Source organism: Pseudomonas uvaldensis, assembly GCF_021271205.1.
Classification (GTDB): Bacteria; Pseudomonadota; Gammaproteobacteria; order Pseudomonadales; family Pseudomonadaceae; genus Aquipseudomonas; species Aquipseudomonas uvaldensis.
Map to the genome: position 1 here is coordinate 98,991 of NZ_JAIWKS010000007.1, position 13,828 is coordinate 112,818.

Annotated in this window: 8 protein-coding genes; 3 read left to right on the forward strand and 5 right to left on the reverse strand. The window is 61.3% G+C overall.

Annotated elements, in window-relative coordinates:
• Positions 1–242 precede the first annotated feature (242 nt).
• On the reverse strand, positions 243–3,296 hold the full coding sequence (ydiJ, locus tag LCU97_RS17640; RefSeq protein WP_232777325.1) for a D-2-hydroxyglutarate dehydrogenase YdiJ: 3,054 nt from the start codon (positions 3,294–3,296) through the stop codon (positions 243–245).
• Positions 3,297–3,453: 157 nt separating this feature from the next.
• On the opposite strand from ydiJ, the gene LCU97_RS17645 reads away from it, so the two are divergent.
• Complete coding sequence (locus LCU97_RS17645) at positions 3,454–4,356, forward strand: LysR substrate-binding domain-containing protein (RefSeq protein ID WP_232777326.1); 903 nt, start codon at positions 3,454–3,456, stop codon at positions 4,354–4,356.
• Between the two features lie 103 nt (positions 4,357–4,459).
• On the opposite strand, the gene LCU97_RS17650 is transcribed toward LCU97_RS17645, so the two are convergent.
• The 4 genes from LCU97_RS17650 to LCU97_RS17665 form a co-directional block, all read right to left on the reverse strand.
• A complete protein-coding gene (locus tag LCU97_RS17650; RefSeq protein ID WP_053153919.1) occupies positions 4,460–5,695 on the reverse strand; it encodes a saccharopine dehydrogenase family protein in 1,236 nt (411 codons plus the stop codon).
• Positions 5,696–5,720: 25 nt separating this feature from the next.
• On the reverse strand, positions 5,721–6,818 hold the full coding sequence (locus LCU97_RS17655) for a carboxynorspermidine decarboxylase (protein WP_232777327.1): 1,098 nt from the start codon (positions 6,816–6,818) through the stop codon (positions 5,721–5,723).
• Between the two features lie 239 nt (positions 6,819–7,057).
• Positions 7,058–10,138 carry an efflux RND transporter permease subunit gene (locus LCU97_RS17660; protein ID WP_232777328.1) on the reverse strand — a complete coding sequence of 1,027 codons (3,081 nt, stop codon included), beginning with the start codon at positions 10,136–10,138 and terminating at the stop codon, positions 7,058–7,060.
• Positions 10,135–11,244 (reverse strand): efflux RND transporter periplasmic adaptor subunit, encoded by a 1,110-nt coding sequence (locus LCU97_RS17665; protein WP_053153925.1) that lies wholly within the window; start codon positions 11,242–11,244, stop codon positions 10,135–10,137. Before LCU97_RS17665 ends, LCU97_RS17660 begins: the two co-directional genes overlap by 4 nt.
• A gap of 221 nt (positions 11,245–11,465) precedes the next feature.
• Between LCU97_RS17665 and LCU97_RS17670 the strand changes: the two genes are divergently transcribed.
• A complete protein-coding gene (locus LCU97_RS17670; protein ID WP_232777329.1) occupies positions 11,466–12,938 on the forward strand; it encodes an efflux transporter outer membrane subunit in 1,473 nt (490 codons plus the stop codon).
• Between the two features lie 56 nt (positions 12,939–12,994).
• Positions 12,995–13,780: an SDR family NAD(P)-dependent oxidoreductase gene (locus tag LCU97_RS17675; protein WP_232777330.1), complete on the forward strand. Its 786-nt coding sequence runs from the start codon at positions 12,995–12,997 to the stop codon at positions 13,778–13,780.
• Positions 13,781–13,828: the final 48 nt, after the last annotated feature.

Consider the following 13,828-nt stretch of genomic DNA (forward strand, 5'->3'; position numbering starts at 1 on the left):
ACGGCAGGTAGCGGTTCGAAATGTGAGAGCGGTTGGAAGCGGTTTGCCAACGGATTTGCCCGAGGCAAGACGGCCCTGCGCTGTCTCGATGGGGTCATTTAATGCCGGGGAGGTATCGCGGATGTGTCACGGCGGCCTGTTTTGGAAACAGTCCGTATCGACGTGGGGTTCTGATACACAGAGATACAAAGCGATCGAGGGGTTTCCCGGGGCCATTGCAGCCCCGGGAGATCGGATGCCTGTCAGGTGAGGTCCGACAGCGCCTTCACACGTGCCAACACGACCTGCAGGGGGTGCAGCACCGTTGTGCCCTCCTGGCGCTTGACCTGGCTACGGCAGGAATACCCATCGGCAACGACTCGCCCCGTCCGGTTGAGCCGCTGGATGAGCGGTTTCCAGGACTGTCCGTAGATCGTGTCCGATGTCGTGGCATTGCGTGCTTCGTGACCGTAGGTCCCCGACATGCCGCAGCAGCCACTGGCCGGGACCTGAAGAACCAGTCCCATGCGCTCGAATATCTTCTGCCACAACGCGACACTGCCTGGCTCGTTGGTCTTTTCCGTGCAATGGGGAAGGAACTGATAAGGCTCATCCGACTGCGCGACCTGCGTGTGCGGCATTGCGCTGGCCAGCCACTCTTGCGCGAGCAGCACCCGAGGCGTCACGTCGCCCGCGGCCTTGGTGTATTCCTGTCGATAGACCAGGGTCATCGCCGGATCGAGTCCCACCAATGGGATCCGGTAGTGCTGCAGGCTCGACAACGTCTGCCCGTTGAAGTTGGCGGCCTTTTCGAACGCCTTGAGGAAACCCTGGACCTGGAGCGGCTTGCCATTGGGCGCGTACGGGGCCAGGTAGACCTTGTAGCCAAGCCGAGCAATCAATTCCAGCCAGTCAACCAGCAACGGGGTTTCAAAGAAGCGCGTGAAGGCGTCCTGGACGAGGATGACGCTTTTCTCTCGCTGCTCGTCTGACAGCGCGGCCAGACGTTCAGGCGTTGCGGCCTCCACGCCCCATGTCCGACAAGCGGCCGTGAAGTCCACCAGACTGAGTAGCGGACTGTCGACCATCCCGGCCGCCCGTTCGAGTAACCAGCGAACCGGCCGCGCGCTCATGACGAAATTGTAGAGGCGCGGCGTCCTGGCGAGGTAGGGAACCGTATATTCCAGGGAGCCGATCAGGTAGTCCTTCAAGGGACGTAGGTACCGGCTGTGGTACAACTCCAGGAAACGCGAACGAAACTCCGGCACGTTCACCTTGACCGGGCATTGGCCCGCGCAGGATTTACAGGCCAGGCACCCCGCCATCGCCTCATAGACTTCGTGGGAAAAATCCTGCTGGCCCAACTTATGCGACAGGCTGTTGATCGCGCGGCGGGCAATGTTCCAAGGCGCGGCGGACCGCAACCGATCGCTTGCAGCGAGGACATCGACGCCCTCAAGCCCCTGCCGCCTCAGCCACTCACGTATCAACGACGCCCGGCCTTTCGGCGAGTGGACCCGGTTGCGCGTGGCCTTCCATGACGGGCACATGGCGTCATCGGGATCGAAGTTGTAGCAGGCGCCGTTGCCGTTGCAATGCACCGCCGCGTCATAGCTTTTCCAGACGCGCTCGTCGATCGTACGATCCAGATCGCCGCGCAACTGCACTTCATCGACCCGTGTCAGTCGAGCATCGGGGACCGTTGCGGGCGTGGCGATCTTGCCCGGGTTCAGTTGATTGCCGGGATCGAACGCCGCCTTCAACGCTTGCAAGGACGGATACAGGTCGCCGAAATAATCCGGCACATACTGCGACCGCAAGCCCTTGCCATGTTCCCCCCACAACAGCCCACCGTATTTTTGAGTCAGGGCCGCGACCGCATCGGAAACAGGTTGAATCAGGGCCGCCTGGGCAGGATCCTTCATGTCCAGGATCGGGCGCACGTGCAAGACACCGGCGTCGACGTGGCCGAACATGCCGTATTGCAAGCCATGGCTGTCCAGGAGTGCTCGAAACTCGAGGATGAAATCCGCCAGGTTTTCGGGAGGCACAGCGGTGTCTTCGACGAACGGCTGTGGCCTGGCCTCTCCCTTGACGTTGCCCAACAAGCCCACTGCGCGCTTGCGCATCGCATAGACGCGCTTCAGCGCATCGGCACCGATGGCCAGCGTGTGGCCCAGGCGCACAACGGAGGTATCGCGCTGCAAATGCTGCACGAACTCATGGACACGCTGCTGGAGAACCTCTTCATCGTCGGCGCTGAATTCAATGAGGTTGATTCCCAGCGTCGGCCTGGCGGGGTCTTCAGGGAAATACTCCGCGACACCGTGCCAGACGATATCGTTCATCGCCAACATCAGGACCTTGGAGTCCACGGTCTCGATCGACAGCGGCTTCATCCCCATCAGCGCCTTCGCGTCTCGCAAGGCATCCATGAATCCCGCGTAGCGTACGTTCACCAGGATGGAATATTTGGGGATGGGCAGGACGTTCAGTTTTGCCTCGACGATAAAGCCGAGTGACCCTTCGGAACCGCAGAGCACGCTATTGAGATTGAAGCGCCCGTCCGGTTCACGCAGGTGCGCCAGGTCATAGCCCGTCAGGCAACGATTGAGTTTCGGGAAGGTGGTCTCGATCAGCTCAGCCTGGGTGTCGGCGATGTCCAAGGCGCATTGGTAGACTTGCGCCACCCGATCACCGCGACTGGCCAGTTCGGACAATTGCTGCGCATCGACAGGCGAGCTGGTGAAACAGGCGCCGCCCAGCAGCACGGTCGACAACTCTAGGACGTGATCGCGCGTCTTGCCGTAGGTACAGCTCCCCTGGCCACTGGCATCGGTATTGATCATCCCGCCGATGGTCGCGCGATTCGACGTCGACAGTTCAGGTGCGAAGAACAGCCCATGGGGTTTGAGCGCCGCGTTCAATTGGTCCTTGACCACGCCACTCTGCACCCTGACCCAGCCCTCTTCGATGTTGATGTCCAGAATGTTGTTCAGATGGCGAGAGAGGTCGACCACCACACCATCGGTGAGGGACTGCCCGTTAGTGCCCGTTCCGCCACCTCGAGGCGTGAGCACCACCTGACGGTGCTCGGGCTGGTCAGCCAGGCGCGACAGGCACTGCACGTCTTCTACATCGAGCGGAAACACCGCCGCCTGGGGCAGGCGCTGGTAGATGGAGTTGTCGGTTGCCAATACCGTCCGGTCGCCAAGGTGGCGGGCAATCTCGCCGCGGAACCCCGCCCTTTCGAGGGCGTTTAAAAAAGCGTCATAGGTCGCTTCCTGGGGGGAAGAAGGCGCTAACCGGGCAATCATGATGGGATTCCTGCAGGCTAAAAGCTAATCTATGCATTCTCGTTACGCATGCTCGGGACACGGTACGCTTAACGGACGCATTTGGTTTTGCTGATTCTTGCGTCTATACGTCCTTGGAACAAACGTAATTCCTGCCGTTTTTGCATGAGCTTTATGAATGAATCCAAGAAGATTGACGCCTTCGATGTCTCTGTTGGTTGCCTTTGAGGCCGCCGCTCGCCATGGCAGTTTCACCAAGGCCGCCGAAGAACTGGCATTGACCCAGAGCGCCGTCAGCCGCCAGGTTCAAACCCTGGAGGCACAACTCGACATCGAACTCTTCAGACGTGAAGGCCGCAGAATCGAACTGACGCCGGTCGGGGCACTCTATCAGCACGAATTGACAGCAGCGCTGGGGCGCATTCGCAGCGCAACGTTGCAAGCCATTTCGTACCGGAACGACGGGGGCCCCTTGAACCTGGCAGTGCTGCCAACACTGGGTTCGAAATGGCTGCTGCCCCGGATGCATGAGTTCTACGCCAGGCATCCCGGCATACTGGTTCATATCCATTCCAGAATTATCCGCGAAGACGTCCAGGCGTCCACCCAGGACATGAACGCGATCATCTGCGCAGGCTCCGGCGAGTGGCCCGGCTATATCTCGCACAAGCTGCTCACAGAAAAACTGGTGGTTATTGCCAGCCCCTCGGCGCTGCCCGGATACCGCACTTTGTCACCCGAGGATATTGCCGGGCAGGTGCTGCTCAACGTGGTTTCAAGGCCCAGCGTCTGGTCGGACTGGTTCGACGCCCATGGCCTCGACCATCGGCAAATGAGATCCGGTCCCGGCTTCGAGCTTACGGCTCACTTGATCCAGGCAGTGTCCGCGGGCATCGGCATCGGACTGATCCCGCACATTCTGGTGCAGGACGAATTGAAAAGTGGCGAGCTGGTCACGGTATCCGAACCGATGGAAAGTGGACGCAGCTACTTCCTCGCCTACCCGACCCGCTACCAGCACCTGCCTTCACTGAAAGCCTTCAGCCAATGGTTGCTGTCGCTGCCGTTTCCGGATCAATGACCCCTGCGGTCACGCAAAAAAAATGGACCTCTTTTCAGAGGTCCATTTTTTCACGGCCAGGAACGAGAAACGAGATTCGCCTGATCAGGCAATCTCAAGCACCTCAGTTCCAGGGACGGTCTCCGTGCTCATCCTTGATGCGGGTCGGCAGACCCATTACATCCAGTGCCTTGAGGAAAGCCTCGGCGGGCAGTTCCTCGACGTTGACCATGCGTTGCACGTCCCACTCGCCACGGGCAACCAGCAAGGCGGCGGCCACCGGCGGTACGCCTGCGGTATAGGAAATGCCCTGGCTGTCGGTTTCCGCGTACGCTTCTTCGTGGTCAGCCACGTTGTAGATGAACACTTCGCGCGGCTTACCGTCCTTGGTGCCCTTGACCAGATCACCGATGCAGGTCTTGCCGGTATAGCCGGGTGCGAGGGAGCTAGGGTCAGGCAGCACGGCCTTGACCACTTTCAGCGGCACGACTTCCAGCCCTTCGGCTGTCTTGACCGGCTGCTCGGAAAGCAGGCCCAGGTTCTTGAGCACGGTGAAGACATTGATGTAGTGCTCGCCGAAGCTCATCCAGAAACGCACATTGGGCACGCCGAGGTTCTTCGACAGCGAGTGCACTTCATCGTGGCCGGTCAGGTAGAGATTCTGCGATCCCACGACCGGCAGGTCATCGGTACGCTTGACCTCGAACATCGTATTGCTGGTCCATTGGCTGTTCTGCCAGCTCCATACTTGTCCGGTGAACTCACGGAAATTGATTTCCGGGTCGAAATTGGTGGCGAAATACTTGCCATGGGAACCGGCGTTGACGTCCAGGATGTCGATCGAATCGATCTGGTCGAAATACTGTTGTTGTGCCAGCGCCGCGTAGGCGTTGACCACACCCGGATCGAAACCCGCGCCGAGAATGGCCGTGATGTTCTTCTGTTGGCATTCTTCGAGGTGCTTCCACTCGTAATTGCCATACCAGGGCGGGGTCTCGCAGATCTTGCCCGGTTCTTCGTGAATGGCGGTGTCCAGGTAGGCCGCGCCGGTATCGATGCAGGCACGCAGCACCGACATGTTGAGAAAAGCGGAGCCGACGTTGATGACGATCTGCGATTCGGTCTCGCGGATCAGCGCCTTGGTCGCCTCGATGTCCAGGGCGTTCAGTGCGAAAGCCTTGATTTCAGCGGGTTGTTTGAGGCTACCCTTGGCCTTGACGCTGTCGATGATGGCCTGGCATTTGGAGATGTTGCGCGACGCGATAGCAATACGACCGAGTTCGTCGTTGTGCTGCGCGCACTTGTGGGCCACCACCTTGGCGACACCTCCTGCACCAATGATAAGGACGTTCTTCTTCAATTTTTTCAATTCTCCTTTCCGCCAGTTACGAGAGGCTGGACAGATAATCTTCGAACCCAAATTCACGAACCACTTCGACGGTACCGTCGAGTTGTTTCACTACGATGGATGGCATTTTCAAACCGTTGAACCAGTTTTTCTTGACCATGGTGTAACCCGCCGCATCAATGAACGACAGTCGATCGCCGATGGCCAGCGGACGATCGAATTGGTATTCGCCGAAAATGTCTCCGGCCAGGCACGACTTGCCGCAAACCATGTACGTATGCTCGCCTTCGCTGGGCGCCAGCTTGGCGTTCAGGCGGTAGATCAGCAAATCGAGCATGTGCGCCTCGATGGAGCTGTCCACGACGGCCAGATGCTTGCCGTTGTAAAGGGTATCGAGCACGGTGACTTCCAGCGAAGCGCTCTGGGTGATCGCCGCCTCGCCCGGTTCCAGGTAGACCTGTACGCCATACTTTTCGGAGAACGCCTTGAGGCGTGCGCAGAAAGCATCCAGGGCATAGCCCTCACCGGTGAAATGGATACCGCCGCCCAGGCTGACCCACTCGACCTTATGCAACAGATGACCGAAGCGTTCCTCGATAGTGCCCAGCATCTGATCGAACAGGCCGAAATCGCCGTTCTCGCAGTTGTTGTGGAACATGAAGCCGGAGATCTGCTCGATCACCGCCTCGACCTTGACCGGGTCCCACTCGCCCAGGCGACTGAAAGGACGTGCCGGGTCGGCCAACAGGTAATCGGAGCTGCTCACTTGCGGGTTGACCCGCAGACCGCGCACTTTGTCTGCGCAAGCCTCCGCGTGACGCTGCAGCTGGCTGATGGAGTTGAAAATGATCTTGTCGCAGTTTTCGATCATTTCCTCGATTTCATCGTCGGCCCAGGCCACGCTGTAGGCATGGGTCTCGCCAACGAATTTCTGGCGACCGAGTTTGAGCTCGTACAGCGACGAGGACGTGGTGCCGTCCATGTACTGCTGCATCAGGTCGAACACCGACCAGGTGGCGAAACACTTGAGCGCCAGCAGGGCCTTGGCCCCGGACTGCTCGCGCACGTAGGCGATCTTCTGCATGTTCGCCAGCAGTTTTTGCTTGTCGATGAGGTAGTACGGTGTCTTGATCATTTCGAGGCCCCCGGCAAGGCCAGCCAAAAAAGGATGCGCATTGTGCCTTCACTGGCCACAGATCGAAAGTGCAGCTTGCCGGATCGATACGAAACACCCGCCAGGCGCCCCTGGCAACAGCGTTCGCCAAAGCGCTGTCCAGCTGCCCTCCAGGCGGTTTCGGCGAAAAAAAATGCCACTCATCGAGTGGCATTTCTGTTATTTGGGTCGGAAGCAGGATTCATCCAGCGATCAATCGTCTAGACCGGCCTCGCGGTTTCGGTTCGAACGGTCGCAGCAGGACGGATCTTGAACCAGATGGAATACATCGCCGGCAGGAACACCAACGTCATGATGGTGCCAACGAACGTGCCGCCGATCAGCGTGTAGGCCAGCGTTCCCCAGAAGACCGAGTGGGTCAGCGGGATGAACGCCAGGATGGCCGCCAGTGCCGTCAACAGCACCGGCCGGGCCCGCTGCACCGTGGCCTCGATCACCGCGTGGAACGGATCCAGACCTTCCCGGGCGTTCTGGTGGATCTGCCCGATCAGAATCAACGTATTGCGCATCAGGATCCCCGACAGTGCGATCAGGCCGACCAGGGCGTTGATGCCAAACGGCTGGTTGAAGATCAGCAGCGTCGGCACCACGCCGATCAGCCCCAGCGGCGCGGTGAAGAACACCATTATCATGGCCGAGATCGAACGCACCTGCACGATGATGATCAGCAACGTCAGCGCCACCATGATCGGCATCAGCGGCAGGATCGCCTTGCCGGCCTTGCCGGACTCTTCGATCGCCCCGGCCTGCTCGATACGGTAGCCGTCCGGGAGCGTGTCGATGATCGGCTGCAGCTGCTTGATAACGGCGGTCGAGACATCCGGCGGTTGCAGGCCTTCGGCAATGTCGCCGCGCACGGTGATGGTCGGGGTACGGTCGCGACGGCGAAGGATCGGGTCCTCCATCCGTACATCCACCTCGCCCACCTGGGACAGCGGAATCCGTTGGCCCGCCGCGCCCACCAGCGTGAAGCCTTCGATCCGGGCGGGATCGAGGCGGATATCGCCCGCGGCGCGCCCCATCACCTGCACCGAACGGATGTCTTCGCGAACCGCCGTGATCGGTACGCCAGCCAGCAGGAATTGCAATTGCTCGGCCACGGCGCTGGACGTCAGTCCTACCGCCTGCAAGCGATCCTGATCCAGGTTGAAATGCAGCGTCGGCGTCAGCGGGCCCCAATCGGTGTTGACGGTCCTCATCATCGGGCTGGCTTGCATGACATCCTGCACACGCGCGGCAATCTCGCGCAGCTTCGCCGTGTCAGGCCCCATGACCCGGTATGCCACAGGGAATGGCGAATACGGTCCGAACACGATCTGGGTCGCCCGCAGACGGGCCTCCGGCGCGAGCCCTTCGGCCACTGCTTCACGAAAACGGAACTTGAGGATTTCCCGCGATTCCTGGCTGTCCGTCAGCACCACGACCTTGGCGAACGATGGATCCGGCAGCTCCGGCGCCATCGCCAGGAAGAAACGCGGCGCACCCTGCCCGACATAGGCCGTGACGATCTTGGCCTCTTCCTGTTTTTGCAGCCAGGCCTCGACCTTGGCGGTCGTGGCGCTGGTCTGCTCGATGGAGGTCCCATAGGGCATCTGCACCTCGATCAACACCTCGGGCCGGTCAGAGGTTGGGAAGAACTGTTTCTTGACCAGCCCCATGCCCAGGATGGCGATGGCAAACAGCGTGACAACCGCGCCGGCCACCAGCCATTTGCGCGCAATGACCCGCGTCAGGATCCGACGGAAGCGGTTGTAGCGCGGGGTGTCGTAGATGGCGGCATGGCCGCCCTCGACCTTCTTGATGTCAGGCAACATCTTCACCCCCAGGTAAGGGGTAAAGGCCACTGCAACCACCCAGGAGGCGATCAGTGCAATGCCCACAATCCAGAACATGTTGCTGGTGTATTCGCCAGCGGTGGACTGCGCAAAACCGTTGGGCATGAAACCGATCGCCGTCACCAGCGTACCGGACAGCATCGGCGCGGCCGTGTGGCTCCAGGCATAGGCAGAGGCTTTTATCCGGTCGTAGCCCTCCTCCATCTTCACGACCATCATCTCGATGGCAATGATCGCGTCGTCCACCAACAACCCGAGCGCCAGGATCAGCGAGCCCAGGGTGATCCGGTCGAAGTTCTTGCCGGTGGCCGCCATCACCACGAACACCACCGCCAGGGTCAACGGTACAGCAGCCGCGACCACGATACCGACGTGCCAACCCATGCTGATGAAGCAGACGACCATCACCACCAGCAAGGCGACGAAGAACTTGACCATGAACTCGTCGACCGCCGAGCTGATGTTCACCGCCTGGTCGGTCACCTTGGTCAGGGTCATGCCCAGCGGCATGGCCTCATTGATCCTGGTTGTCTCGGCGTCCAGGGCCTTGCCCAGATCGAGGCCGTTCCAGCCCTCGCGCATGATGACACCCAACAACAAGGCTTCTTCACCGTTGTTGCGCACCAGGAACGTGGCCGGGTCTTCGTAGCCCCGCTCCACCGTCGCCACATCCGAAAGCTTCAAAGTGCGCCCCTGGATCGCCAGGGGCGTATCACGGATTTTCTCCAGTTTGTCGAAGGCGCCGTCCACCCGCAGGAAAACCTGCGGCCCATTGGTTTCGATGGAACCGGCGGGTGTGAGCACGTTCTGGCTGTTGAGCGCGGCGAAGATGTCCTGGGGCGAAACGCCCAGGGTGGCCAGGCGATCATGGGAGAACGAGACAAAGATGCGCTCGGCCTGCTCGCCGATGATATTGACCTTCTTCACGCCTGGCACGTGCAACAGGCGTTGGCGCAAGGCCTCGGCATCGCGCACCAGCAAGCGCTGCGGCTCACCCTTGGCCTTGAGGGCGAACAGCGCAAAGGTCACGTCCGAGTATTCGTCGTTGACCAACGGCCCGATGACACCCGCCGGAAGCCTGGTGGCTTCGTCGTCGAGTTTCTTGCGCGCCTGGTAGAACTCTTCCTGCACCTCTGACGGTGGCGTGCGGTCGAGCAGCGATACCATGGTGAACGCGAGGCCCGGCCGGGTGTAGGTTTCGGTTCGGTCATACCATTTCAATTCTTGCAGGCGTTTTTCCAGCGGCTCGGCCACCTGGTCCTGCATCTCCTGCGCCGTCGCGCCCGGCCAGGCCGTGATGACGGTCAACTGCTTGACCGTGAAAGGCGGATCCTCCGCACGCCCGAGCTTGAAAAAGGCCAGGGTTCCCGCGACAGCAATCAGGAAGATCAGGAAAATCGTGATCGAGCGCTCGCGAACGGCGATGGCCGATAAATTGAGGCTCATTGGCGGTTCTCCACGACCTTCATGTCAGCTTGTTGGGTCAGTCGCACGGACTCGCCTTCATGCAACAGATGTGCACCCAGCCCGACGATACGTTCGCCCACGTTGAGCTGGCCGGTGACGCGTGCGGCGTCGTCGCTCAAGCTCAATACCTGGACGGGTCGCCAGCTGACTTTTGCCGGCTCGCCGTCAATGACCCACACGCCAGTGCCATTGCCGGGGTCGTACAAGGCCGCAATCGGTACTTGCAGCACCCGCCCCTGGGCGGCGGCTTCGGCGATGCGCAGGGTGACGGTCGAGCCCAGTGGAGCATTGGCCAGCGCACCTTCCAGCACATAGCGCGCTTCGAAGGTACGCGTCACACGGTCGGCCGAATCCGAAAGGAGTCTGAGTTTTGCCGTGACGGCCCCGGCCGTACTGCCATACAGCGTCGCCTGCGCGCTGGCGCCCGGCGCTGGGCGCAGGGTCTCGGGCAGTTGCACAACGGCTTCGCGCTGACCGGCCCGAGCTAGTCGGACCACGGGTTGCCCTGGGCTGACTACTTGCCCCGGCTCGGCGAGGGTTTCCATCACCACGCCATCGGCATCCGCGACCAACACGGCATAGCCGGACGCATTGCGGGCCACATCGGCCTGGGCCTCGGCAGCGCTGAGCTGCGCCTTTGCGGTATCGGCGGCGGCCTTGATCTGGTCGTAGCCCGACGCGGAAATCGCCCCGGCGGCAACCAACTCGCGGTAGCGCGCCTCGTCATCGGCCGTCTGCTTGGCCCGAGCCTTGGCGGCCGTCACCGCCTCCTGTTGCGCTCGCGCCTGCAAGCCCAGGTCGACCGGGTCCAGGCGCATGAGGGGCTGCCCTTTCTTGACGCTCTGGCCGGCATCGACCAGACGCTCCAGCACCTTGCCCGACACGCGAAAACCCAGATCGCTCTGGACGCGCGCGGCCACGACACCGGTGAACGAGCGTGAGCTATCGGACGAACCCCGAACGTCAGCGACCCTGACCAGAGGGGCCAGCGTGCGCGGATCCTTGGCGGTGGATGAATCGCCACACGCCGTCAGGACGAGAGGCAACAAGCAAACGGCGAGGATGGCAGGACGAGGCCGGAGCATAGGTTCCCTTTATTGAGCAGAGGAAGATGCGACATTCTTATGCTTGTGACCAATACTGTCAATGGTCACAGTCTGTCAATCTTAGCCCTGCGTAAGCGAACCGCCGCCATTTCTGGTTATAACCTGCACACTACAGAATACTCGTTCCTGAAGAGTCAATTGACAGGCAGTGACCATAATATAATATGGTCACAAAACATGCTTCCCCCCGAGGAATCCTGATGCTCCCTCTTCGCCCCCTTGCTCTTCTGGTGAGCGCCAGCCTGATGGCTGGTTGCGCAGTCGGCCCCGACTACCACCGCCCGGACGCCGCGCTGTCGGATCGGTTCATCGGCCAGTCTGCCGTCGAACAACGATCCGCCGCGTCACGCGCCAGCCTGGTCACTTGGTGGGAGGGCTTTGGCGATCCTGTGCTGAGCGACTTCATTGCCAAGGCCCTTGAGCAGAATCTGGACCTGGCGCAGGCGTCGGCACGGGTCGCACAGGCTCGGGCCGGCCTGGGAGCGGCCAATGCAGCGCTGTTACCGTCGGGGAACATCAGTGGCCAGGCCGCCCGCACCTACCAATCGGTCGAAACCCCAATCGGCCAAGTGCTCAATTCAACCCCAGGTTTTGATCGTTATGGAAATGCCTACGAGCTCAACCTGGGCGCCAGCTGGGAGATGGACATCTTTGGCGGTCTGCGACGCGGACGCGAAGCCGCCCTGGCCGAGTACCAGGCGTCCGAGGCCGGTGCGGCAGCCACCCGTTTGGCCGTCGCCGCGCAAACCGCCGACATCTACATCACCCTGCGCGGCCTGCAGGCCCGGCTGGATATCGCCAACCACCAGGTCAAAACCCAGCAGGACCTGCTGGAAAAAGTCCGGTTGCTCTACAGCAAAGGCCTCGCCGCCAGCTACCAGGTCCATCAGACCGAGGGCGAACTCGCCCAAGTGCAGGCGACCGTACCGGTCCTGCAGACGGGTCTGGATGCCGCCATGAATGCGCTGGACGTCATGCTTGGCACTCCGCCAGGCACCCACCGCCCACAACTGACCCCTACCGGCAGTATCCCTTTGGCACCCCAAATCAGTGCGATGGGAACGCCCGCCGATCTGCTGCGTCGCCGGCCAGACCTGATCGTGGCCGAGCGTCGCCTGGCGGCCTCGAATGCGCGCATCGGTGAGGCCGTCGCCGAGTACTATCCGAAATTTTCCCTCAGCGCGTTGCTGGGCAGCGCTACGACCGTTTCCGCCGGGCATCTGTTTTCCGGCGGCGCCAGCCAGGCGTCCGGCGCGCTGGGATTGCGCTGGAGATTGTTCGACTTCGGCCGCATCAATGCCCAGATCGATCAGGCCAAGGGACAAGAAGCCGAAGCCCTGGCCGCTTATCGCCAGTCCGTGCTGCGGGCCACTGAAGACGTCGAGAACGCTTTCTCTGCCCTGGTGAATCGAGAAGCCCAGGCCACCACGCTCACCGCCGGCGAAACATCCCTGACCCAGGCTCGCCAATCGTCCTTTATCGCTTACCAGAAAGGGACGGCCAGCCTGATCGATGTGCTCAACGCCGACGAGACGCTGCTGCAGGCTTCCGACGCCCGGGCCCAGGCCCGAACGGAATCGGCACGGGCCGCCGTCGCCGCATTCCGGGCCCTCGGCGGCGGCTGGCAGCCTGACGAGCCTGAGCCTGAGCCTGAGCCTGTAGCCACTCGATGACCTGACAAACGCCCTTCTCTTTTTCTTTGCGGTTAAAACCACCGGAGCACAGCAACATGCAAGCCAACGGCAATTCCTGGGTACTCATCACGGGCGCCTCGAGCGGATTTGGCGAAGAGTTCGCCCGACAATATGCCGAACAGGGGAAATCGCTGATCCTGGTCGCCCGCCGGCTGGATAAGCTGGAAGCACTGTCGGCGCAACTGCGCGAGCAGTTCAGCATTGAGGTGATCGTCGAGCAGGTCGATTTATCCTCGATCCCGGCGGCCATCGAACTGCACGAGCGATTGACTCGGCGCGGCATCACCATTGACGTGCTCATCAATAACGCCGGCCATGGCTTGCAAGGCCCTTTCGTGGAACACACCCTGGACCAATCCCTGGCGATGATCGATCTGGACATCGCCAGCCTGACGGCCATGACGCGACTCTTCGCGGCCGACATGCGGGCCCGGCGACGCGGGCACATTCTGATGGTCGCCAGCCTGCTGGCCTATCAGGGTGTGAAGCACTTTTCGGTGTACTGCGCGGCGAAGGCCTATGTGCTTCGCTTCAGCGAAGCGCTGCACCAGGAACTCAAGCGCGACGGCGTCGTTGTGACGGCCTTGTGCCCGGGCATGTCGGACACCGGGTTCGCGCAAAGCGCCAGCCAGAAGCTCACGCCGGCCCTGAAAATGGTCATGATGCAACCCGAGCCGGTGGTACGCGCCGGAATCCGCGCGCTGCAAGCCGGCCGCATGAGCGTCGTACCGGGCTTCGGCAACAAGGCGATCACCGTGTTGACCTGGGCCACGCCACGACGGTTTCACCAGCGTTTGATGACACAGGTGATGGGCACCTGAGTCGACGACCAGGCGGGGCATGTTCGAGAGGGTGAAAAGAAGCCGGGA

Bases quoted from the DNA above. Each gene is read 5' to 3' on its own strand.
- ydiJ (WP_232777325.1), bottom strand. From the start codon at position 3,296: ATGATTGCCCGGTTAGCGCCTTCTTCCCCCCAGGAAGCGACCTATGAC.
- LCU97_RS17645 (WP_232777326.1), top strand. From the start codon at position 3,454: ATGAATCCAAGAAGATTGACGCCTTCGATGTCTCTGTTGGTTGCCTTT.
- LCU97_RS17655 (WP_232777327.1), bottom strand. From the start codon at position 6,818: ATGATCAAGACACCGTACTACCTCATCGACAAGCAAAAACTGCTGGCG.
- LCU97_RS17660 (WP_232777328.1), bottom strand. From the start codon at position 10,138: ATGAGCCTCAATTTATCGGCCATCGCCGTTCGCGAGCGCTCGATCACG.
- LCU97_RS17665 (WP_053153925.1), bottom strand. From the start codon at position 11,244: ATGCTCCGGCCTCGTCCTGCCATCCTCGCCGTTTGCTTGTTGCCTCTC.
- LCU97_RS17670 (WP_232777329.1), top strand. From the start codon at position 11,466: ATGCTCCCTCTTCGCCCCCTTGCTCTTCTGGTGAGCGCCAGCCTGATG.
- LCU97_RS17675 (WP_232777330.1), top strand. From the start codon at position 12,995: ATGCAAGCCAACGGCAATTCCTGGGTACTCATCACGGGCGCCTCGAGC.